General features: G+C 68.6%; 28 protein-coding genes and 1 tRNA gene. 9 read left to right on the plus strand and 20 right to left on the minus strand.

Annotated features, from left to right (window positions below):
• Positions 1-15: 15 nt before the first annotated feature.
• The 6 genes from ACK4JY_RS06205 to ACK4JY_RS06230 all read right to left on the minus strand — a co-directional run bounded on the left by ACK4JY_RS06205 (position 16) and on the right by ACK4JY_RS06230 (position 4,841).
• Complete coding sequence (locus tag ACK4JY_RS06205) at positions 16-492, minus strand: DUF192 domain-containing protein (protein ID WP_409603844.1); 477 nt, start codon at positions 490-492, stop codon at positions 16-18.
• Between the two features lie 89 nt (positions 493-581).
• Positions 582-1,145 (minus strand): cold-shock protein, encoded by a 564-nt coding sequence (locus ACK4JY_RS06210; protein ID WP_409603846.1) that lies wholly within the window; start codon positions 1,143-1,145, stop codon positions 582-584.
• 247 nt (positions 1,146-1,392) lie between these two features.
• Positions 1,393-1,467, minus strand: a tRNA-Glu gene (locus ACK4JY_RS06215).
• An 85-nt stretch (positions 1,468-1,552) separates the two neighbouring features.
• On the minus strand, positions 1,553-3,367 hold the full coding sequence (recJ, locus tag ACK4JY_RS06220; protein WP_409603848.1) for a single-stranded-DNA-specific exonuclease RecJ: 1,815 nt from the start codon (positions 3,365-3,367) through the stop codon (positions 1,553-1,555).
• Positions 3,367-4,314, minus strand: coding sequence for a class II fructose-bisphosphatase (glpX, locus tag ACK4JY_RS06225; RefSeq protein WP_409603978.1), 948 nt, complete (start codon positions 4,312-4,314; stop codon positions 3,367-3,369). Before glpX ends, recJ begins: the two co-directional genes overlap by 1 nt.
• Positions 4,315-4,385: 71 nt before the next feature.
• A complete protein-coding gene (locus ACK4JY_RS06230; RefSeq protein WP_409603850.1) occupies positions 4,386-4,841 on the minus strand; it encodes a hypothetical protein in 456 nt (151 codons plus the stop codon).
• Positions 4,842-4,917: 76 nt separating this feature from the next.
• Here ACK4JY_RS06230 and phaC point away from each other — a divergent pair, with 76 nt between their 5' ends.
• Positions 4,918-6,894, plus strand: coding sequence for a class I poly(R)-hydroxyalkanoic acid synthase (gene phaC, locus ACK4JY_RS06235; protein ID WP_409603852.1), 1,977 nt, complete (start codon positions 4,918-4,920; stop codon positions 6,892-6,894).
• Positions 6,891-7,274: a hypothetical protein gene (locus ACK4JY_RS06240; RefSeq protein ID WP_409603854.1), complete on the plus strand. Its 384-nt coding sequence runs from the start codon at positions 6,891-6,893 to the stop codon at positions 7,272-7,274. Before phaC ends, ACK4JY_RS06240 begins: the two co-directional genes overlap by 4 nt.
• Positions 7,275-7,282: 8 nt before the next feature.
• Here the strand turns inward: ACK4JY_RS06240 and msrB are convergent, their stop codons facing one another.
• The 6 genes from msrB to ACK4JY_RS06270 all read right to left on the minus strand — a co-directional run bounded on the left by msrB (position 7,283) and on the right by ACK4JY_RS06270 (position 10,918).
• Positions 7,283-7,780: a peptide-methionine (R)-S-oxide reductase MsrB gene (msrB, locus tag ACK4JY_RS06245; RefSeq protein WP_409603856.1), complete on the minus strand. Its 498-nt coding sequence runs from the start codon at positions 7,778-7,780 to the stop codon at positions 7,283-7,285.
• Positions 7,781-7,827: 47 nt separating this feature from the next.
• Complete coding sequence (gene argC / locus ACK4JY_RS06250) at positions 7,828-8,760, minus strand: N-acetyl-gamma-glutamyl-phosphate reductase (RefSeq protein WP_409603858.1); 933 nt, start codon at positions 8,758-8,760, stop codon at positions 7,828-7,830.
• A 15-nt stretch (positions 8,761-8,775) separates the two neighbouring features.
• Positions 8,776-9,210 carry a hypothetical protein gene (locus ACK4JY_RS06255; RefSeq protein ID WP_409603860.1) on the minus strand — a complete coding sequence of 145 codons (435 nt, stop codon included), beginning with the start codon at positions 9,208-9,210 and terminating at the stop codon, positions 8,776-8,778.
• Positions 9,211-9,280: 70 nt separating this feature from the next.
• Positions 9,281-9,802, minus strand: coding sequence for a 30S ribosomal protein S9 (gene rpsI, locus ACK4JY_RS06260; protein WP_409603862.1), 522 nt, complete (start codon positions 9,800-9,802; stop codon positions 9,281-9,283).
• A 2-nt stretch (positions 9,803-9,804) separates the two neighbouring features.
• On the minus strand, positions 9,805-10,281 hold the full coding sequence (gene rplM, locus ACK4JY_RS06265; RefSeq protein ID WP_409603864.1) for a 50S ribosomal protein L13: 477 nt from the start codon (positions 10,279-10,281) through the stop codon (positions 9,805-9,807).
• Positions 10,282-10,459: 178 nt separating this feature from the next.
• Positions 10,460-10,918 (minus strand): nuclear transport factor 2 family protein, encoded by a 459-nt coding sequence (locus tag ACK4JY_RS06270; RefSeq protein ID WP_409603865.1) that lies wholly within the window; start codon positions 10,916-10,918, stop codon positions 10,460-10,462.
• A 137-nt stretch (positions 10,919-11,055) separates the two neighbouring features.
• Between ACK4JY_RS06270 and ACK4JY_RS06275 the strand changes: the two genes are divergently transcribed.
• The 7 genes from ACK4JY_RS06275 (at position 11,056) to ACK4JY_RS06305 (ending at position 14,451) form a co-directional block, all read left to right on the plus strand.
• Entirely contained in the window at positions 11,056-11,403 is a 348-nt protein-coding gene (locus ACK4JY_RS06275; protein WP_409603867.1) for an ArsR/SmtB family transcription factor, read from the plus strand.
• On the plus strand, positions 11,387-11,890 hold the full coding sequence (locus tag ACK4JY_RS06280) for an SRPBCC family protein (protein ID WP_409603869.1): 504 nt from the start codon (positions 11,387-11,389) through the stop codon (positions 11,888-11,890). The genes ACK4JY_RS06275 and ACK4JY_RS06280 overlap by 17 nt, the downstream gene beginning before the upstream one ends.
• 41 nt (positions 11,891-11,931) lie before the next feature.
• Complete coding sequence (locus tag ACK4JY_RS06285) at positions 11,932-12,411, plus strand: SRPBCC domain-containing protein (protein ID WP_409603871.1); 480 nt, start codon at positions 11,932-11,934, stop codon at positions 12,409-12,411.
• A gap of 74 nt (positions 12,412-12,485) precedes the next feature.
• On the plus strand, positions 12,486-12,926 hold the full coding sequence (locus ACK4JY_RS06290) for a VOC family protein (protein WP_409603872.1): 441 nt from the start codon (positions 12,486-12,488) through the stop codon (positions 12,924-12,926).
• On the plus strand, positions 12,923-13,321 hold the full coding sequence (locus ACK4JY_RS06295; protein ID WP_409603874.1) for a DoxX family protein: 399 nt from the start codon (positions 12,923-12,925) through the stop codon (positions 13,319-13,321). The genes ACK4JY_RS06290 and ACK4JY_RS06295 overlap by 4 nt, the downstream gene beginning before the upstream one ends.
• Positions 13,318-13,809 carry an SRPBCC domain-containing protein gene (locus ACK4JY_RS06300; protein WP_409603876.1) on the plus strand — a complete coding sequence of 164 codons (492 nt, stop codon included), beginning with the start codon at positions 13,318-13,320 and terminating at the stop codon, positions 13,807-13,809. Before ACK4JY_RS06295 ends, ACK4JY_RS06300 begins: the two co-directional genes overlap by 4 nt.
• A gap of 39 nt (positions 13,810-13,848) precedes the next feature.
• A complete protein-coding gene (locus tag ACK4JY_RS06305; RefSeq protein WP_409603878.1) occupies positions 13,849-14,451 on the plus strand; it encodes a dihydrofolate reductase family protein in 603 nt (200 codons plus the stop codon).
• Here ACK4JY_RS06305 and ACK4JY_RS06310 read toward each other — a convergent pair.
• The 8 genes from ACK4JY_RS06310 to ACK4JY_RS06345 form a co-directional block, all read right to left on the minus strand.
• The gene (locus ACK4JY_RS06310) at positions 14,448-15,674 is read right to left on the minus strand and encodes a serine hydrolase domain-containing protein (RefSeq protein WP_409603879.1); all 1,227 of its coding nucleotides are present in this window, start codon (positions 15,672-15,674) and stop codon (positions 14,448-14,450) included. The two genes, ACK4JY_RS06305 and ACK4JY_RS06310, sit on opposite strands and share 4 nt — an antisense overlap.
• Before the next feature lie 4 nt (positions 15,675-15,678).
• Positions 15,679-16,626, minus strand: coding sequence for a GTPase Era (gene era, locus ACK4JY_RS06315; RefSeq protein WP_409603881.1), 948 nt, complete (start codon positions 16,624-16,626; stop codon positions 15,679-15,681).
• Positions 16,623-17,339: a ribonuclease III gene (gene rnc / locus ACK4JY_RS06320; RefSeq protein WP_409603883.1), complete on the minus strand. Its 717-nt coding sequence runs from the start codon at positions 17,337-17,339 to the stop codon at positions 16,623-16,625. Before rnc ends, era begins: the two co-directional genes overlap by 4 nt.
• Positions 17,339-18,235, minus strand: a complete 897-nt coding sequence (gene lepB / locus ACK4JY_RS06325) for a signal peptidase I (RefSeq protein ID WP_409603980.1) — start codon at positions 18,233-18,235, stop codon at positions 17,339-17,341. The genes rnc and lepB overlap by 1 nt, the downstream gene beginning before the upstream one ends.
• A 394-nt stretch (positions 18,236-18,629) precedes the next feature.
• On the minus strand, positions 18,630-19,031 hold the full coding sequence (acpS, locus tag ACK4JY_RS06330) for a holo-ACP synthase (protein ID WP_409603885.1): 402 nt from the start codon (positions 19,029-19,031) through the stop codon (positions 18,630-18,632).
• On the minus strand, positions 19,028-19,765 hold the full coding sequence (locus tag ACK4JY_RS06335; protein WP_409603887.1) for a pyridoxine 5'-phosphate synthase: 738 nt from the start codon (positions 19,763-19,765) through the stop codon (positions 19,028-19,030). Before ACK4JY_RS06335 ends, acpS begins: the two co-directional genes overlap by 4 nt.
• Before the next feature lie 11 nt (positions 19,766-19,776).
• Positions 19,777-20,361, minus strand: a complete 585-nt coding sequence (gene pyrE, locus ACK4JY_RS06340) for an orotate phosphoribosyltransferase (RefSeq protein WP_409603889.1) — start codon at positions 20,359-20,361, stop codon at positions 19,777-19,779.
• A 52-nt stretch (positions 20,362-20,413) separates the two neighbouring features.
• Positions 20,414-21,154 (minus strand): LOG family protein, encoded by a 741-nt coding sequence (locus ACK4JY_RS06345; RefSeq protein WP_409603982.1) that lies wholly within the window; start codon positions 21,152-21,154, stop codon positions 20,414-20,416.
• Position 21,155: the final 1 nt, after the last annotated feature.

A 21,155-nucleotide genomic window follows, 5' to 3' on the forward strand; every position in this document is an offset into this window, starting at 1 on the left:
GCAACGCGCAAGGCGCTATTCGGCGAAGAAGGGGTGCCGAACCCTGTCGCCGGGCTTGGCGCCGATCTCGTCAGCCCGTCCGCCGCGCAATTCCAGCACGCCGCTCGCCGGCCCGTTCGAGGGGATGATGGCGTCGGAATTGGGCGTGGCGTTCTTCGCGATCGAGACGATGCGGCCGTAGGGGTCGATGTAGATGATGTCGAGCGGATTGGGCGTGTTGTGCATCCAGAAGCCGCGCTCGGCCACGTCCGGGAACTGGAACAGCATGCCGCGGTCATCGGCCAGCGGTTCGCGATGCATCATGCCGCGCTGGCGTTCCATGTCATCGTCGGCGATCTCGACCATGAAGTCGTGTTCGCCGGTCGAGGTGACGACCGTCAGCGGCTCCAGCGGCTCGCCATTGGGGCCCTGGGCCTTGCCCGCGCCGGCGCATCCCGCCAGCAAGACCAGACCGGCGAGGCCGGCGAGAAAGCCGCGACGAATCAACATCATTTCAACCCTCAGAACATTCCGCGCCTTGCACCGATCCGCGCATGCGATGAGTCCACCATAGCCGCGTAATGGCCCGCTGGGGAGATCGATCAATCCGCGGGGCGGATTTCCGCGACGACCAGGCCCTTCGGACCCTCGGCGAAGCGCACGGCGACGGCTTCGCCGGGCAGCAGATCGTCCAGCCCGCAACGCCGCAGGGTCTCGACATGGACGAAGATGTCCCCGACCTGACCGTCGCGCACCACGAAACCGTAACCCTTGGTCCGGTTGAACCATTTGACCACGGCCGTCTCCATGACGCCGCCTGTCGGGTCGAGTGAGGGATGAAGACGAGGCTCACGCCGGGGCGCGTCATGGGCGCCCCTCCGCGGCGCGCTCGCCGCCTCGGGATCGCCATCGCCGAGATCATGCACCTCGGTCACCTGCCAGCCCTTGGGCCGGCGCGCGCAGTCGCAGGTGATGGGGGCGCCCTCTGCGGCCGCGTCCCGGCCGCTGTCCCGCAGGCTGGAGATGTGCAGCAGCACGTCCTTCATATCGGTCAGGCGCGGCTCGTCGGGCACGATGAAGCCGTAACCCTTGCCGGGATCGAACCATTTCACCCGGCCAGCGATCCGCACCGTCTCGATTGTCTCAACGCCCTCGTAGTCGGACACAGCCTTCCCCCTGCCCGCGCGCGTTGCGGGCAGTCTTATTTAACACGGTTCTGTGAAGTGCGGAAAAGGCAAAAACGTCAGTATCCAGCCAGAGGCCGCAGATTTTTCGATTCGATGTCGAAATCCGCACGCCTCGGCGCGACGGCCAGACCTTCCGCCCGGCGCTTTGCGCTCGCGGCGGTCGCTCGGAAGAGCCCTCCCGGCGAAAAACCGGGGCGGCGTCAGAGCGATGTGGGAAAACCCCGCGTGGCAGTCCCTAGGGGAATCGAACCCCTCTTTTCAGGTTGAAAACCTGACGTCCTAACCGATAGACGAAGGGACCGCGGCGCGGGGAAGCGGCGATATAGCCGCCGATTCCGCGGGGTGCAAGCGGCCATGCGCCAGAAAATGCCCACGGCGCACGAGGCCTACGCCATGCGGGGATCGGCGACGTCCTCGATCTCCAGCTGCACGCCGCGCCGGCCGTTCCAGTCGTCGGCCTTCAGCCGCCCCACAACGCTGAGTCCGCCCTGCCCTGACATCAGCGCCTTGCCCGATGGCAGGTCGGCGCAGCGCCAGGCGATGGCCTTGACCGAGGCGCCGTCCGCCCCGACCAGACGGCAGCGCACATGGCCGCCGGTCATGGCCACGGGCTCGCGCACGCTGACATGTTCGAGCGCGAACAGCGGCTCCGGATTGGCCGGGCCGAACGGGGCCAGCTGCTCGAACTGGTCGAACAGAGCCCGCGACGCCGCGCCAGGTTCGATCAGGGCGTCGATCTCGACATGGTCGAGGGCGTCGGCGGCCGCCTGTTCGCCCGCCATCCGCTCGTTGAGAAAGTCACGCAGCCGCCCGATGTCATCGGCCCTGACGGTCAGTCCCGCGGCCATGGCGTGTCCGCCGCCGGCCATCAGCACCCCGGCCTCCCACGCAGCCTGCACCGCCTTGCCCAGATTCATGCCCGGCTGGGACCGGCCCGAGCCCTTGCCGACGCCGTTGACGGCATCGACGCCGATCACCACCACGGGCTTGCGCCAGCGTTCGCGCAGCCGTCCGGCGACAATGCCGACCACCCCCGGATGCCAGTCGTCGCCCTCGATCACCACCACGGCCGAGCCGTCGGCGTGGGCGCCGGTCGCCTCGACCATCCGCGTCGCCTGTTCCGTCACCTGACGCTCGACCTCGCGCCGGGCGATGTTCAGGGCGTCCAGTTCCTGCGCCAGGGCCATCGCCTCGTCAGGATCGTCGGTCGACAGCAGGCGCGCGCCGAGGTCCGACTTGCCGATCCGGCCGCCGGCGTTGATGCGCGGTCCGAGGATAAAGCCTGCGTGGTTCGACTTGGCCAGCCCAGGCTCGGCGCCCGCCGCCGCCAGCAGCGCCCGCAAGCCCGGATTGCTCCAGTCCGACATCCGCCGCAGACCCAGACTGGTCAGGGCCCGGTTGAACCCGGTCAGGCCGGTGACGTCGCAGATCGCCCCCATGGCCGCCAGATCCAGCCACTGGCGGATATCCGGCTCCTTGACCTCGGCGAACATCCCGCGGCGCCGCGCCTCGCGGTTCAACGCCGCCAGCAGGACGAACACCACGCCCGCCGCGGCCAGATTGCCCTGTCCCGAGTTGCAGCCCGGCCGGTTCGGATTGACCACGGCGGCGCAGACCGGCGGATGCTCGCGCATCATGTGATGGTCGATGACCACGACCTTCAGCCCGATCGCCGCCGCATGGGCCACCGCCTCATTGGCCGCCGCCCCGCAGTCGACAGTGATGACCAGCTCGGCGCCCGAGGCCTTCAGCGTGTCGAAGGCTCGCGCGCTGGGGCCATAGCCCTCGGTCATCCGGTCGGGGACATAGATCGGCAGCTCCGCGCCCACGGCCCGGAACCAGCGCACCAGCAGGGCCGCGCTGGAGGCGCCGTCGACGTCATAGTCGGCGAAGACATGGATCGACGCCTTCGCCTGCAGCGCGTCGAGAATCGCCGCCGCCGCCGCGTCCATGTCCATGAAGCTGGACGGATCGGGAAACAGCGCCTTCAGCGTCGGCCGCAGGAAGTCCGCGCCCTGATCGGCCCGCACGGCCCGCGCCGCCAGCGCCCGCGCCAGCGGCTCGTCCAGCCCCAGGGTCTGCATATGGCTGCGGATCAGCCCCGCCTCGGCCGGCCTCTGCCGCCAGGCGCGGCCGGACAGCGAGCGGGACACGCCCAGAAAGGCCGGCCCGAACCCCGGGACCGCGCCCCCGTCCGCCATCAGAGCGGCCGCGTGGTGCGGATGCGCTGGACCGTCCGCGTCGAGGAATCCATCACCAGCGTATGCGTCGAGACGAAGCCGTCGGCGACCTTGACCCCGTCCAGCATGGCCCCCTTGGTCACGCCCGTGGCGGCGAAGATGGCGTCCTTCGAGACCAGTTCGTGCAGGTCGTATTTGCGGTCGAAATCGGTGACGCCGGTCTTGCGCGCCCGCTCCCGCTCGTCGTCGTTGCGGAAGATCAGCCGGCCCTGGAAATGGCCGCCGACGCATTTCAGCGCGCTGGCCGCCAGCACGCCTTCCGGCGCCCCGCCCGAGCCCAGATACAGGTCGATGCCCGTCTCCGGCTCGGCCGTGTGAATCACCCCGGCCACATCGCCGTCGGTGATCAGCAGCACCCGGGCCCCGACCTCGCGCAGGGCGGCGATCAGTTCGGCGTGGCGCGGCCGGTCCATGACGCAGACGGTGATGTCGCGCGGATCGACGCCCTTGGCCGAGGCCAGCGAGCGGACATTGTCCTGCGGGCTCATGTCCAGATCGACGGTTCCGGGGGCGAAGCCCGGGCCGATTGCGATCTTGTCCATATAGGTATCGGGCGCGTGCAGCATGCCGCCGCCGGGCGACATCGCCAACACCGTCAGGGCGTTGGCCATGGCCTTGGCCGTCAGGGTCGTGCCTTCCAGCGGATCGAGCGCGATGTCGATGGCCGGGCCTTTGCCGGTGCCGACCTTCTCGCCGATGTACAGCATCGGCGCTTCGTCCCGCTCGCCCTCGCCGATGACGATCTTGCCGTCGATGTCGAGCGCGTTCAGCGCCGTGCGCATGGCGTCGACCGCCAGCTGGTCGGCCGCCTTCTCGTCGCCGCGCCCGATCTGGGCATAGCTGGCGATGGCGGCCAGTTCGGCGACCCGCGCGGCGTCGGCGGCGAGCGTGGATGCATAGGGGGCCATGGCGGCCATGGGCGTTCTCCTGAGGGGCGATGATCCCGGGATTCTTTCGTCCCGGCGACCGAATCTGTGGCTTAGCGGCGCGGCAGCGGCGGCGGGGCGCGCCCCCGCTCGCGAACGCTGCGGGCGTATTCCTCGATTTCGGCGGCGGTTTCCTGCGTCACCGGGGCGACGGCGACCGCGGCGACCCGCGCCCGCACCGCTTCGGCGAAGGCGACCGGATCCCCGGAGGCCGACCATTCCAGGCGCGCCGCGGCGGCGTCCAGATCGTCGCCTGACGTCGTCAACGTCGCCACCCGCCCGGCGATCAGCCCCGGTTCCGGCGGCTCGGTCGCCCGCGGAAAGTCGGCCCAGCGGGGATAGTGGCGATTCGCGTCGACCAGGGCCTGCACCCGCGGCGCGACCGGCGACGTCGGGTCGGTTTGGGGGTTGAACGCCCCGACACAGGCCGTCAGACCGGCCGCGGCGGCGGCGGCGGAGAGGACCGCTGCGAATTTCCCGATCGGCGCGTTCATGTCAGGGGCGGTCATATGCCATGATCGCCACCGGCGGAAGGGCGAGAGCGGCCCTTGCGACCGATCCTGACGTCCTTCCGGAGCCTTCCCCATGGCCAAGCGTCCGACCGCCCCGCCCCACGCCCCGGAACAGGCCGCCGCGCCGAAGCCGCGCAAGTCCGGCCGGCCGACCTCGGCCAAGCCGCCGCGGCCGCGAGCCGCCAAACCCAAGGTCGCGCCCGAACAGTCCGCGCCCGCCGCCCAGCCCGCCGCCGCGCCTGAATCGCCCGCAGCGCCCGAAACAGCCTTCCCGCTCCCTGGCGCCGATCAGCGCCAGATGCTCGAGGCCCTGTCGATGAACCTGGCCAAGGCGGCCATGACCGCCCAGGCCGCCATCGCCGAGGCGGCGCTGTCGCAGGCCGACCGCCCCGCCGCCCTGTCGCCCGACCCGTTCAACGTCGGTCCGGCCATGACCCAGGTGATGACCGGCCTCGCCTCGCGGCCCGACAGGCTGTTCGCCGCCCAGGCCGACCTGTTCAATCGCTATATGGATCTGTGGGCCTCGACGACGCGCCGCGCCGCCGGTGAGGATGTTCCCGCCGTCCCCTCGAAGGACAAGCGGTTCAAGGACCCGGCCTGGTCCGAGAACCCGATGTTCGACGTCATGCGCCAGTCCTATCTGGTCACCGCCGACTGGATGAACGGCCTCGTCTCCAGCGTCGAGGACGTCGACCCCCTGATCAAACGCCGCGCCGAATTCTTCACCAAACTGCTGACCGACGCCTTCTCCCCCTCCAACTTCCTCGCCTCCAACCCCGTGGCCCTCAAGGCCCTGGCCGAGAGCAACGGCGAGTCGCTGGTCAAGGGGATGCAGAATTTCGCCGCCGACATGGAGCGTGGGGCCGGCAAGCTGAAGATCAGCCAGGCCGACTACGGCAAATTCGTCGTCGGCGAGAACGTGGCCACCGCTCCGGGCCAGGTGGTCTGGCGCGACGAGCTGTTCGAACTGATCCAGTTCGACCCGGCCACCGACAAGCAGCGCGCCATCCCGCTGCTGATCTTCCCGCCGTGGATCAACAAATTCTACATCCTCGACCTGCAGCCGGGGAACTCGATGATCCGCTGGCTCTCGGCCCAGGGCTTCACCGTCTTCGTCTGTTCCTGGGTCAACCCCGACGTCGACAAGGCCGGCTACGGCTTCGACGATTATCTGGAGAAGGGGATCTACCGCGCTATCGCAAAGGCGCTGGAGCAGTCGAAGTCCGAGCACATCAACACTGTCGGCTACTGCATCGGCGGCACGCTGATGGGGGCGGCCCTCGCCCACATGGCCGCCAACAATGACAAGCGCGTCACCGCCAACACCTTCTTCGCCGCCCAGCACGACTTCGCCGAGGCCGGCGACCTGCTGCTGTTCACCGACGAGCACTGGCTGAACGAGATCGAGCAGCAGATGGACGCGGCCGGCGGCGTCCTGCCCGGCGCGGCCATGGCCGAGACCTTCAACGCCCTGCGCGCCAACGACCTGATCTGGTCCTTCTTTGTCTCGAACTATCTGATGGGCAAGGATCCGCCCGCCTTCGACCTGCTGTTCTGGAACGCCGACCAGACCCGCATGCCCAAGGCCCTGCACATGGACTACCTGCGCTCCATGTACGGCCGCAACGCCCTGACGAAGGGCGAGTTCGAGATCGGCGGCATCCGCGTCGACCTGTCGAAGGTGACGATTCCGCTCTATTTCCAGGCCAGCCGCGAGGACCACATCGCGCCGATGAACTCGGTCTACCGCTCGGCCCGCGCCTTCACCGGCGCGGACGTGACCCTGACCCTCGCCGGCTCGGGCCATATCGCCGGCGTGGTCAATCCGCCCTCGGCGAACAAATACCAGCACTGGATCAACCCCGGCCTGCCCGCGACGCTTGGCGAATGGCAGGCGAAGGCCGAAGAGCATCCGGGCAGTTGGTGGAATCACTGGGCCGACTGGCTGCACGCCCGGTCCGGCGACTGGGTTCCGGCCCGCGACCCCAAGAAGGGCCCCCTGCCCGCGCTGGAACCGGCGCCGGGGTCCTATGTGAAGGTGAAGTCTTGAAGCGTTTCGAACCCAATCTGCTGCTGGCCCTGTCCACCAGCCTCGCCCTCGTGCTCGTCGTGCTGACCAGCAGCGTCTACGGCGCCACCTTCCAGCTCCTGCGCAACGCCCTGCTGGCGATCGCCTGCACGGCCGGCTTCGTGCTGCTGAACCCGATGCTGCTGAAGATGATGCGCATCACCCCGCGTCCACCGATGATTCACCCCGACGCACCGGGTACGGCCGTCTGGGCCGCCCTCTTCCCGCTGGGGGTCATCTTCGCCGCCGCCGTGCCGGTGTTCTGGCCCGGCCATGACTACGGCCTGCTCGTCATCATCGCCGCCGTCTGGACCGGCGCCGCCATCGAGTCGGCGCTCAAGGCCCGTCGACTCGAGAGGTAGTTCGGCGGTTACCCAGCCTTGAAAGTCAGCGCCACGCCGTTGTTGCAATAGCGTTTTCCGGTCGGGCGCGGCCCGTCCATGAACAGATGTCCCTGATGCCCGAGGCAGCGGGCGCAGTGGTATTCGGTGCGCGGAATGCCGATGCCGTAATCGGTCTTGGTGCCGATGTTGGCGGCGATGACCTCGTAGAAGCTGGGCCAGCCGGTGCCGCTCTCGAACTTCCACTGCGAGCGGAACAGCGGCAGGTCGCAGCCGCGGCAGACATAGGTTCCGGTGCGGCTCTCTTCGTTCAGCGGGCTGGTGTACGGCCGCTCCGTCGCCTCGCGCCGCAGCACGTCATAGCTGGCCCGCGGCAGCCGCGCCCGCCACTGGGCGTCGGTGATGCGCCGGAATGGCGAGTTCGCATACTGCCGCTCGGAGGCGTCGGCCGGGCCGGGCGAACAGGCGCTCACAGAGACCGCGCCGGCGGTCAGCAAAAGATGGCGGCGGGGAAGGGCGTGGGTCATGACCCTTGATACGTCGGGAACGCGCCGGCGGTTTCAAGTGCGGCGGATCAGCTGAGCCCGGCGCCCTCGTCCAGACCCAGCATCAGGTTCAGATTCTGCACCGCCGCCCCCGACGCCCCCTTGCCGAGATTGTCCAGCAGGGCGACCAGCCGGACCTGCTCGCCCGCCCGGTCGCCGAACACATGCAGACGCATGGCGTTGGTGCCGTTCAGCCCCTCCGGATCGATCCCGGTCATGGCCTCGGTCTCCTCCAGCTCGGCCACCTCGACGAAGCGGCAGCCCGCATAGGCCTCCGCCAGCGCCCCGTGCACCACCTCGACCGAGGGCGACCCGGGCAGGGCCGCCAGCTGCAGCGGAACCTCGACCAGCATCCCCTGCCGGTAGGCCGCCACCGCCGGGGCGAACAGCACCGGCCGCTCCAGCCCGGTGTGCAACGTCATCTCCGGCACATGTTTGTGCTTCAGCGACAGGCCATAGGCGCGGAACGCCCCCGCCCCGCCGGCTTCGAACTCGGCGATCATCGCCTTGCCGCCGCCGGAATAGCCCGACACGGCGTTGACCGTCACCGGCCAGCCCGCCGGCACGATCCCGGCGCTGACCAGCGGCCGCACCAGGCCGATGAAGCCGGTCGGATAGCAGCCGGGGTTCGACACCCGCGTCGCGCCGGCGATCTTTTCCCGCTGCCCCGAGGCCATTTCGGCGAAGCCATAGGTCCAGGCCGGATCGACCCGATACGCCGTCGAGGCGTCGATCACCCGCACCGCCGGGTTGTCGATCATCGCCACGGCCTCCTTGGCCGCGTCATCGGGCAGGCACAGGATCACCGCGCCGGCGGCGTTCAGCGCCTCGCGCCGCGCCCCGACGTCGCGCCGCCGGTCGCCCAGCAGGATCAGCTCCAGATCCCCGCGCGCCTCCAGCCGCTCGCGGATCTCCAGCCCCGTGGTACCGGCCTCGCCGTCGATGAAGATGGTGTGGGTCATATCCGACGTCTGTTCTCAGGCTTGGTTTTCGGGGTGCAGATCGCGGATGCGCTCGTCCTGTAGCCAGATTGCGTCAACGATGGCGAAAACCTCGTTCGCCAGGTTCGTGCCGACGACATCGCTCCGGCTCAACGCCTCACCGACAAGGGGACTGCTCGCGACAGCGCGGCCAGGCGCGTCGATGATCATAAAGCCGGGTCCCGACGCCGTTCGCCGGTATTGCAGGCTCACGGCGACGCGCTGCGCCGGGGGCGCGCCGCCCCATTCGCCGACGATGAGGTCGAAATTGGCGCCATACTCGGCCACGTGGCCATCAGTCCATTGGACCAAATAGGTGGCGAGCGCCCCAAGCTCGTCCGAGGCGTAGCCATTCAACGCACGCGTTGCGCGGCCACAGCAATCGCAATGCGTCGGCGCGTGCTCGATGCCCTTTTCGATCGTGATCGCCACTGAGCCCTCCAAAGAAAAAGGGCGCTCCGGTTTCCCGAAGCGCCCCCAATCCAAACCGTAATGAAACGGCCTAGCGCTTCGAGAACTGGAAGGACTTGCGGGCCTTGGCCCGGCCGTACTTCTTGCGCTCGACGACGCGGCTGTCGCGGGTCAGGAAGCCGTGCGGCTTCAGGACCGGGCGCAGCGCCGGCTCATAGTGGGTCAGGGCGTGCGACAGGCCGTGGCGGATGGCGCCGGCCTGGCCCGACAGGCCCGAGCCCTGCACGGTGCAGTCGACGTCGAACTGGGTCAGGCGGTCGGTCACTTCCAGCGGCTGGGCGATCATCATGCGCAGGATTTCGCGGGCGAAATACTGCATCTGATCCTTGCCGTTGATGGTGATCTTGCCCGAGCCGGGCTTGATCCACACGCGGGCGATCGCGTTCTTGCGCTTGCCGGTCGAATAGGCGCGGCCCTGGGCGTCCAGCCTCTGGGTGTAGACCGGGGCGTCGTTCTCCGAGGAGACGGTGCCGAGGCCCTTCAGGGCGTCAAAGCCGGTCGCGGCGGGCGCGTCATTTTGCGGGGCGGCGGTTTCAGCGGTCACGTCGGTCATGCTCAGGCGCTCCGGGTGTTCTTGGAGTTGGCCGACTTGAAGTCGATCGTTTCCGGCTGTTGGGCTTCGTGGCTGTGCGCGGCGCCGGCGAACAGGCGCAGGTGCGTCATCTGCAGGCGGGCCAGCGGGCTCTCCTTGGGCAGCATGCGCTCGACGGCCTTCTCGAGCACGCGCTCGGGGAAGCGGCCGTTCAGGACCTTCTCGGGGCTGGTCGACTTGACGCCGCCCGGGTGGCCGGTGTGGCGGTAGTAGATCTTGTCGGTCAGCTTCTTGCCGGTGAACACCACCTTGTCGACGTTGGTGACGACGACATAGTCGCCGCAATCGACGTGCGGGGTGTAGTCGCCGCGGTGCTTGCCGCGCAGACGGTTTGCGATGAAGGTCGCGAGACGGCCCACCACGACGCCTTCGGCGTCGATATGGATCCATTTCTTCGTGACCTCGGCCGGCTTCAGCGAAGCCGTGGTGCTCTTCAGCATGACGAGGGTTCCTGGGGACGAACGGAGGGCCCGTCCCGTGACCGGGATGAGCGGAAGGCGCGCTGATAGAGGAAGGCCGCCCCGACGTCAATGCACCCCAACGCACCGCCACAGGGTTAGTGCATTGAAATAACGTGCGTTTTACAATGCGGTATTAAAATACCGCATTGTTTCGGCGTCATTCCGCCTCGATCGCATCGACGACAGCGCGAGCCCGGTCGTTCGGCACGGCGAAGCTGAGCACATACTGTTCGATCTTCCAGCCGGCCCCGGTCTTGCGCAGCACGCCGGAACCCCGGGTCACGCCATAGGACTGGCTGTCCAGCACCTCGTCGAACCAGGCGATGCATTGGCACTCGATCGGCGCAATTGTCACCGTCCGTTCGACCGGCCGGTAGGTCCACCCCTGCCCGCGCGCGAAATGCGGCGCGGCATAGGCCCGGAACTCCGCCAGCGTCCACCGCTCCGTGGCGTCCGTGCCGATGAACCGCGCGTCCTCGGTGAACAGGCCGAAATAGGTCGCGCCGTCCGCATTGGCCGCGGCGACATGCAGGGCGTCGATGGTCGCGGCCACGTCCTCCTCGGGCGTGCCCGGGGGCGTGATGGCGAGAGCGAGGGCGGCGACGAGGGCGAGCATCGGAAACCTCCTGCGATGGAGCGAACCCTAGACCGCCCGAGCAGAAAAGTCCGGCCTGTCAGCTTTATTTAACCGCACGGTTGACAACGCACCCGTGGAGGTGCATTTAACCTCCCAGTTACACACGAAGTCACCCCATGCAGACCGACCCCCTCAGCGCCAAATTCGCCGCCCTCGCCGACCCGACCCGTCGCGCCATCCTGGCGCGGCTGACGGAAGGCGAGGCCAGCGTCAGCGATCTGGCCCAGCCGTTCGACATGAGCCTGCCGGCCGTGTCGAAACATCTGAAGGTGCTGGAGAAGGCCGGACTGATCAGCCGTGGCCGCGAGGCGCAGTGGCGTCCCGCCCGCCTCGAACCCATGGGCCTGAAGGGCATCGCCGAGTGGATGGAACACTACCGCCGCTACTGGGACGCCAGCTTCGACCGCCTCGACGCTTATCTCAAGAAAATCCAGAAAGGAGACCCCGATGGCCAAGGACACTGAGGACAACCCCTGCCACACCGACGGTGCGGCCCACGAGCATGTACTGACCCTGCGCCGCGTCCTCGACGCCACGCCGGAACGGATCTGGAAGGCGTGGATGACGCCGGAACTGCTGCAGCAGTGGTTCGCGCCCAAGCCCTGGACGATTACGGATGTCGAGCTCGATCCGCGCCCCGGCGGGGTGTTCAACTTCGTCATGCACGGCCCTGACGGCGAGCGCTTCCCCAACAGCGGCATCTTTCTCGAGGCCATTCCCAACCGCCGCTGGACAACTACGGACGCCCTGACCCCCGACTGGCGGCCCGCCGGCCAGCCCTTCATGGTCGGCACGGTCGAGCTGACCCCGCGCGAGGACGGCAGGACCGACTATGTCGCCACCGCCCGGCACTGGAACGCCGAGACGATGAAACAGCACGAGGCCATGGGCTTCCATGAAGGCTGGGGCACGTGCGCCGACCAGCTGGCCGAGCTGCTGAAAACCCACTGAGCCTCCCCGGCCGCGACCGGACCCGCTGAAGAGCCCGCCCGATGACCCTTGTCGAAAACGTCGCCAGCCGCCCCACCCTGCAGATGCAGCGCTATTTCGACGCGCCGCGAGCCTTGGTGTGGCGGGCCTGGACCAATCCCGAGGTCATGGTTCTGTGGCTGGGTCCGGTCGAATGGCCGGCGGTCAGCGCCAGTCAGGACCTGCGGGTCGGCGGCGCCTGGCGCGCCTGCCTCCGCTCGCCCGACACCGGCCAGGACCTGTGGCAGGGCGGCGTCTATCGCGAGATCATCCCCGAAGAGCGGCTGGTCTTCACATTCAAATGGGACGAGTCGCACGAGGACGGCCCGCCGGTCGACACCCTGGTGACCGTCCAGCTTCGCGACGCCCCCGGCGGCGGCACCCTGATGGACTTCACCCACGAGGGCCTGAAGTCGGAACAGAGCCTGACCGGCCACAAACACGGCTGGACCAGCACCTTCGAGCGGCTGGACGCCTTCCTCGCGGCCGGCGGCGCCGAGTGAGCCCGCGCCGACCCAAGGATCAGTAACGACGCCCCGGCGTCGCGTTCATTTCAACCTGCTCAAGGAGCAAGACCATGAAGATCGTGCCTAGTCTCAGCTTCCGCGGTCAGTGCCGCGAGGCCTTTGAATTCTACGCCCGGGTGCTGGGAGGCGAGATCACCGCCGCGATGCCCTATGGCGACGGACCGCCCGACATGCCGATCGGGCCCCAGTACCGTGACTGGCTGATGCACTGCTGGCTCCAGGTCGGCGATCAGGCGATCATGGGCGCCGACATGGATGTCGACTGGGCGCAGAACATCGACAAGCCCAAGAACGGCTTCGACGTCACCCTGCACACCGACGACGCAGCCCAGGCCCGGAGCTGGTATGACGCCCTCGTCGAGGGTGGAAAGCCAACCATGCCCTTCGGCGAGACCTTCTGGTCGCCGGGCTATGGCGGCCTGATCGACAGGTTCGGCGTGCCGTGGATGGTCAACACCATGCCGTCGGCCAACTGGAAGCCGGGCGCGTGAAGGCCTCACCCTCCGTCTGGACCGGGCGGGTGCTGAGCGGGCTGTTCGTCCTGTTCATGCTCGCCGCCTCGATCGCGCCGAAATTCCTGATGGGCGACATGGTCGCCGAGCAGAATATGAACGCTCTCGGCTGGCCGGCGAAATACCTGCTGCTGATCGCGGCGATCGAACTGGGCTGTGTCGTCCTCTACGTCATTCCCCGCACCAGCCTGCTGGGCGCGGTGATGACTACGGGCCTGCTGGGCGGGGCCATCGCCACCAATCTACGGGTCGAGATGCCGGTGTTCAGCCACACCCTGTTCAGCATCTATCTCGGACTCGTGATGTGGGGCGGGCTGTGGCTGCGAGACGCGTCGCTGCGCGCCGTGTTCCCGATCCGCAGGATCACCGCATGACCATCGACCCGGCCATCCCCGATCATCTCCGCCGGCTCTCGATCCGCCGCGAATTCGACGCCCCGCGCGTCCTCATATGGAAGATGTGGACCGACCCGGCCCATGTCGCCGTCTGGTGGGCGCCCGAACATTTCACCACCCCGAGGGTCGAAATGGACGTCCGGCCGGGCGGGCGCATCCACATGGTCATGCGCGCCCCGGACGGGACCGACTATCCGTTCGACGGCCGCTTCGTCGCGCTCGACGAGCCCGGGCGGCTGGTGATGCGGACCTGGGTCACCTACGCCGACGGCTCGACCTGGTTCGAGGTCGAGCAGACCATCCGGTTCGAGGAGGTTGACGGGCGCACCGTCCTGCATTTCAGCGCCGGGGTGATCGCCGCCCGTGCTGACGCACTCGGCCCGCTCAGCGGCATGGAAGCCGGCTGGAGCGGCAGCCTCGACAAACTGGCGGCGCACATCCGCGCCGCCGCGACCGTGGACGCCTGAGGACCGGACGGCCACGCCCTTCAAATGGACCAGGCAATCATGCGCACCATCAGAACCGCCACCTTCGTCTCCCTCGACGGTGTCATCCAGGCCCCCGGCGGCCCCGAAGAGGATCCCAGCGGCGGCTTCCGCTTCGGCGGCTGGACCTTTCCCTTCTTCGACGAAAAGCTCGGCCTGCTGATGGATCAGGCCATGGGCGAGGACTACGACCTGCTGCTGGGTCGGCGGACCTATGAGATCTTCGCCGCTCACTGGCCGTCCCGGGACGACGAGATCGCCCGCCAGTTCAACGCGGTGAACAAATATGTCGCCGCCGGCCCGGACACCCCGTTGGAATGGGCCAACAGCCATCGTCTCGAGGGCGATCTCGCGGAGGCGGTGCGGGCGCTGAAGGCGACCGAGGGCCGCGACCTGCTGATCCAGGGCTCAAGCGAGGTGATCCACGCCCTGCTCGCCGCGGACCTGATCGACACCCTGACGGTGCTGACGTTTCCGGTCATCCTCGGCCAGGGCAAGCGGCTGTTCGACGGACACGCGCGGCCGGGGGCCTGGACCCTGGTCAGGACCGACCATGCGTCCACCGGCGCGGTCGTCAGCACCTACGAACGGCACGGCGAGGTGCAGGTCGGGTCTTTCGCCTAGCGCGCCATCGCGGTCGGGAAGGCGCGGCCCAGCGCCTCGGCCATGCCTTGCTGCGACAGCAGGAAGACCGCTTCGCGCTGGTGATAGTTGTTGGACAGCACGATCACCGTCACATCCGCGTCCGGTTGATGGGTGATCAGGTTGCGGAACCCCGACCAGCTGCCGGTGTGATAGATCTGGCGGTCGAGGAAGTCGGGCTGCACCTGCCGCCCCAGACTGTTGGCGAACAGGCCGTAGCCCCAGTCGCGCCGCGGACGACCGCGCTCGTCCGGCCAGTCGGGCGGCGCGTGGTCAGCGATCATCCGCGCATAGCTTTCGGCGCTCAGCAGGCCGCCGCCATGCAGGGCGCGGTTCCACACCAGCAGGTCGTCGAGGGTCGAATACAGCGCCCCCGCGGCGAAGATGATGCTGACGTTGTGATCGGGCTGCGGCGACGGCGGCCCGCCCAGGTTGGCGTAGCCCATCACCACGTCCGATGCGTCGTCCTCATAGCCGGTGTCGGCCATGCCCAGCGGCGCGAAGAAGGCGTCGCGCAGATAGTCCGCCAGCGACAGGCCGCTGGCCCGCTGCACCACGTGACCTAGCAGGTTGTAGGCGGCGTTGTTGTAACGGATCTTCGTGCCCGGCGGGAACTGAAGGCCGTACTGCGCGGACTCCGCCGTCAATTCGTCCGGCGTCGCCGGGGTGACGCGGCGGACGCCCCAGCCCGGACGGGCCATCAGGTCGGGCACGCCCGAGGTGTGCGACAGCAGGTGATGCAGCCGGATCGGCGCCCAGGCGGGCGGACAATCATCGACCCAGCGGCACAGCGGATCGTCGACCGACAGCTTCCCCTCGTCCTGCAGCCGCAGAATGGCGGCGGCGGTGAACTGCTTGCTGACCGAGGCGAGACGGAAGCGGGAATCCAGCGCCAGCGGCTGGTCCTTGCTGCGGTCGGCGAAACCATAGACCTGGCGGAACAGGATCCGGTCGCCCTTCGCCACCAGCACGCCGCCGGTGAAGGCGCCCGAACCGCCCCAGCGCTCCAGCTGTTCGGTCAGCTGCGGCAGGTCCTGAACCACGACGACGGCCGGGCGCGGCGGCAGCGGTTCGGGCGCCGGCGCTTCGGGCGCGGGCCGGACCGTGGCCCAGGCGACCACGGCGGCGGCGAGGATGATCAGGATGGCGAGAACGGCCATCGCCAGGCGGGGGTGGCCGCCCGAGTGTCTGGGTACGTGGAACAAGTTTCTAGACGTCGTAATCCAGCCCGAACTGGGCGTACAGGGCGCGGCTGTCCTGCCATTTCGGGTCGACCTTGACCGTGATGAACAGGTGTACGGGTCGGTCCAGCAGCTCGGTCAGCTCCTCGCGCGACTTCTGGCCGATCCATTTCAGCGTCTGGCCGCCCTTGCCCAGCACGATCGGCCGCTGGCTCTCGCGTTCGACATAGATGGTCTGTTCGATGCGGGCCGAGCCGTCGGCCTTGTCCTCGAACGCGGTCGTTTCCACCGCCGCCGAATAGGGCAGCTCTTCGTGGACGCGGAGGTAGACCTTCTCGCGGGTGATCTCGGCGGCGAGGACGCGCATCGGCACGTCGGCCGACTGGTCTTCCGGATACAGCCACGGCCCCTCGGGCATCGCCCGCGCCAGTCGCTGCTTCAGGTCGTCGACCCCGTCGCCGCTCAGCGCCGAGATCATATAGACCTCGGAATAGACGCCGGTTTCGAACATCGCGTGCGACAGCGCCAGCAGGTTGTCGCGACGCATGCCGTCGATCTTGTTCAGCGCCAGGATGACCTGGGTGTCGGTCGCCTTGAGGTTGGCGATGATGGTCTCGGTGTCCTCGGCCGAGCGGCGGTCGGCGGCCTGGCCCTCCTTGCCTTCCGAGGCGATGTGCGAGGCGGCGTCGATCAGGTGCACCACCACGTCGGCGTCCGAGGCGCCGCCCCAGGCCGAGGCGACCATGGCGCGGTCCAGCCGGCGGCGCGGCGTGAAGATCCCCGGCGTGTCGACCAGCACGATCTGGGAGTCGCCCTCGATGGCGATGCCGCGCACGGGAAAGCGGGTGGTCTGGACCTTCTGGGTGACGATCGAGACCTTGGTTCCGGTCAGGCGATTGACCAGCGTGGACTTGCCCGCATTGGGCGCGCCGATGATGGCGGCGAATCCGGCTCGCTGGTTTTCTGTATCGGTCAAATCACGCCTTCACGCTGCAGCAGGCCGATCGCGGCCGCCTTCTCCGCGTCCTGACGCGAACGGCCGGGTGCGGTCAAGGGCGCATATCCCTCGACGCTGGCTTCGACGGTGAATGTCGGGGCGTGATCCGAGCCGGTGCGCCCGACGATCCGGTAGGCCGGCAGGGGCTTTCCCAGCGACAGGGCCCACTCCTGCAGCGCTGATTTCGGATTGGTCAGCGACTTGCGCGGCGCCGCCGCCAGTTCGGCGCTCCACGCCCGTTCGAACACCACACGGGCCGCCTCGATGCCGCCGTCCAGCCAGACGGCGGCGAGGATCGCCTCCATGGCGTCGCCCAGCATGCCCTCGCGGCGACGGCCGCCCTGTTTGGCCTCGCCGGGCGACAGCCGCATCGCGTCGCCGACCCCGAGCAACTCGGCGGCGCGGGCGCAGGTCGCCTTGTCGACCAGGGCGTGCAGCCGCGACGACATCTCGCCTTCGTCGGCCCCCGGCAGGTCGCGCACCAGCCGGTCGGCGACGAGCAGACCAAGGACCCGGTCGCCGAGGAACTCCATTCGCTGGTTGTCGAGGAACGGCCGGCCCCGCGCGTCGCGCCCGGCCCCCTCCCCGACGCTGGCATGCGTCAGGGCCTGGTCCAGCAGCGACGGATCGCGAAAGACGTGGCCAAGTTTGGACGCAAGCGCCGCGACCGCCTCGGCCCGCCGATCAGCCATCAGTTGAGGACGGTGAAGAACCGGCTGGGACGGACCTTCGAGAACCAGCTGACCGGGTTCCACAGCGACGCGCCGGGCGACCACGAGAACAGGATGATCTCGGCCTTGCCGATCAGATTCTCGGCCGGCACCAGCCCGACGCCGTTGGCGTCCTGGGCATAGCGGCTGTCGACCGAGTTATCGCGGTTGTCGCCCATCATGAAGTAATGGCCTTCCGGAACCTCGAACACCGGGGTGTCGTCGACCTCGTTGCCGGGACCGAAGTCCTGGATGGTGAAGGTCTTGCCCTCGGGCAGGGTCTCGCGCGCCTGGATCACCGGCATGCCGTACATGTTGGTGGCGTCCTGGCCGCTGACGACCACGTCACGCACCGGCTGATCGTTGATGTGCAGCACATTGTTGATCATCTGCACCCGGTCGCCCGGCAGACCGATCAGACGCTTGATGTAGTCGGTCTGGTTGTCGCGCGGCAGTTTGAACACGACGATGTCGCCACGCTCGGGCTCCCGGGCGAAGATACGCCCCTCGAACACCGGCGGGCTGAACGGGATGGCGTGCTTCGAATAGCCGTAGCTCCATTTCGACACGACGATGTAGTCGCCCTCATAGAGGTTCGGCTCCATCGAGGCCGACGGAATGGTGAAGGGCTGGAAGAACAGGACGCGCAGGACGAAGGCGATCAGCAGGGCGAAGAAGATCGTCTTGATGATCTCGACCGTCTCGTTGCCGCCGCCCGAGCTGGCTTTCCGGCCGGCCTTCTTGCCGCGCGCATAGACAGGGGTGGAGTCGACGTCCTCGAAGGGGGCGTCGCCCGAGTCGCTCCAGACCGGCTTTTTCGACGACGACGCAGCCGCACCGGCGGCGCCAGCGGCGACGGCGGCCTCGGCCGGCGTCACATGGGCGTCGGCGGCGGCATGGTCGTCATGGGCCGGATGCGCGTCATGGGCGGCGGGCGCATCGTGGGTCACGTGGGCGTCATGAACGACCGGTTCAGAATGCGCCGCCTCGACGGGGGCGTGATCGTCATGGTGGCCGGCGTCGTCGTGGCCATGCGAAGCTTCGGCGGGATGGGCGGCGACGGGACCGTGATCGTCGGGGCCATGGGCGTCCGCGGGCGCCGGGGCATGTTGATCGTGCGCGGGCGCGCCGGCCCCGGGGGCGTGATCGTCGTGACCGTGCCCGGCGACGTGGCCGTGGTCGTCGTCGTGCGGCTTGTGCTCGTCGCTCATCTTGGCCTGATCCCCCAGCCGCTGTGCGCGGTCTTTCAGCGGCAAAACCGGTATAACGTGATTAAGCCATCGGCAAGGCTTCGATCACCACGAAGGCGAGCGCATACGGATGCTCGTCGCTGAGGGTCAGATATATCCGTGGTTTGTGACCGGCAGGCGTCAGTCGCGCGAGGTGCTCTGCGGCGTGCCCGGTCAGCAACATCGTCGGCTGGCCGGACGGCAGGTTCACCACCCCCATGTCGCGCCAGTAGACGTCCCGCCGCATCCCGGTCCCCAGCGCCTTGGCGCAAGCCTCCTTGGCCGAGAACCGCTTCGCGTAGCTCCACGCCGGATCGGGCTTGCGGTCCGAACGACTCCGCTCCAGCTCGGTGAAACAGCGCAGCTTGAACCGGTCGCCGTAGCGATCCAGCGAGCGCTGGATGCGCCGGATGTCGGTCAGATCCGCGCCGACGCCGATGATCACGAGGCCGCGTCCATGGCCGCCCGCATCCGGTGGATGGCGTGGGTCAGCCCCGTGAAGACGGCCTCGCCGATCAGGAAATGGCCGATATTGAGCTCCCGGACCTCGGGAATGGCCAGCATGTCGGCGGCGGTTTCATAGTCCAGACCGTGGCCGGCGTGGACCTCCAGCCCGAGATCGGCGGCCTGGCTCGCGGCCGCCTGCAGCCGGGCGAACTCCAGCGCCCGGTCGTCGCCCGACAGATGGCAATAGCGGCCGGTGTGAAACTCCACCACCTGGGCGCCCACGGCATGGGCGGCCTCGACCTGCTCCGGCGCCGGCTCGATGAACAGCGACACCCGGATGCCGGCCTCGGCCATGGCGCGCACGACCGGCGCGATCCGCGCCTCGTGCCCGGCGACGGCCAGTCCGCCCTCGGTCGTCACCTCCTCACGCCGCTCCGGCACCAGGCAGGCGGCGTGCGGCCGGTGGCGCAGGGCGATGGCCAGCATCTCGTCGGTGACCGCCATCTCGAGGTTCAGCGGCCGTCCCGCCACGGCGCAGAGCTCGCTCAGCGCCTCGATATCGCTGTCGGTGATGTGCCGCCGGTCCTCGCGCAGGTGCGCGGTTATGCCGTCGGCGCCGGCGGCCAAGGCCTCACGGGCCGCGCGAACGGGATCGGGATGGGTCCCGCCCCGGGCGTTCCGAACAGTGGCGACGTGGTCGATGTTGACGCCCAGACGCACCGGCGAGACCATGTCCGCTCTCCCTATTTCGCCAGCCGCCGGCTGCCGGGATCCTCGACCGGCAGGGCCGCCAGTTCCGCCGGCAGGGCGTCGGCCGGGTAGGCCGGCACGTCCAGCGTCGCCAGCGCCACCAGCGGCACGCCGACATCGGCCCGTCCGCCCGAGCGGTCGACGATACAGGCGGCCGCGACCACCTCCCCGCCCGCCGCCCGGATCGCCGCGATGCACTCGCGCGAGCTCAGGCCGGTCGTGACGATATCCTCGACCATGACCACCTTCTGGCCCGGCTCGACATGGAAGCCGCGACGCAGTTTGAACTCGCCGCCCTCTCGCTCGACATACATCGACGGAACCTTGAGCCAGCGCGCCGTCTCATAGCCGGGAATGATGCCGCCGACCGCAGGCGAGATGGCCACGTCGACCGGCCCCACCGCGGCGGTGATCTTCTCCGCCAGCGCCTTGCAGAGGCGGGCGCAGCGCGCCGCGTCCATGAACACCAGGTTCTTCTGCAAAAACACCGGACTGTGCAGCCCCGAGGACAGCACGAAATGCCCCTCGCGCAGGGCGCCGGCGGCGCGGAATTCGTCGAGTACGTCTTCGGAGGTCATGCCGCGCTGTCTAGCGCAGCCGTAGCCGGGAAAGAAGACGCCGCCGCGTCATTCATTCGATGCTGCAGCCCGGCTTCAGCCCGCCGGCCAGCAGCGCGGCCCACACCCCTTCGGCGTCCTCCGCGAACCGGAACAGCGCCAGGTCCTCCGCCCGGATCATGCCGTGCCGCACCAGCACGTCGAAATTGATCACCGCGCGCCAATAGCCCTCGTCGAACAGCACGATGGGGATGCGCGGGGCCTTGTCGGTCTGGCGAAGGGTCAGGATCTCGAACAGTTCGTCGAAGGTTCCAAACCCGCCCGGGAACACCACCAGGGCGTTGGCCCGCATCGCCAGGTGCATCTTGCGCATGGCGAAATAGTGGAAGCGGAAGGTCAGGGCCGGCGTCGACCACGGGTTCGGCTCCTGCTCGTGCGGCAGGGTGATGTTGAAGCCGATCGACGGCGCCCCGATGTCGGCCGCCCCGCGATTGGCCGCGCCCATGATGCCCGGCCCGCCGCCGGTGGCGATGACATTGTCGCGCGGCTGGCCGTCGGCGCCGTGCAGGGCCCCGCCCCGCTCCGAGGCCAGCCGGCCGAAGGCGCGGGCCTCGCGGTACCAGCGCGCGTGCTCGCCCGCGCCGTTCTCGCCGATCCGGGCGCTGCCGAACACCACCAAGGTCGAGCGCACGCCCCACGCCCGCAGCGCCTCCTCGGCCTTGGCGTACTCCATCAGGAAGCGCACGCCGCGCATCGAATCGCCGAGCAGGAATTCCTCGTCCAGCGCCGCCAGCCGGTAGGACGGCGACGCCATC

Source organism: Brevundimonas sp. (assembly GCF_046295595.1).
In the GTDB taxonomy this organism is placed as follows: domain Bacteria; phylum Pseudomonadota; class Alphaproteobacteria; order Caulobacterales; family Caulobacteraceae; genus Brevundimonas.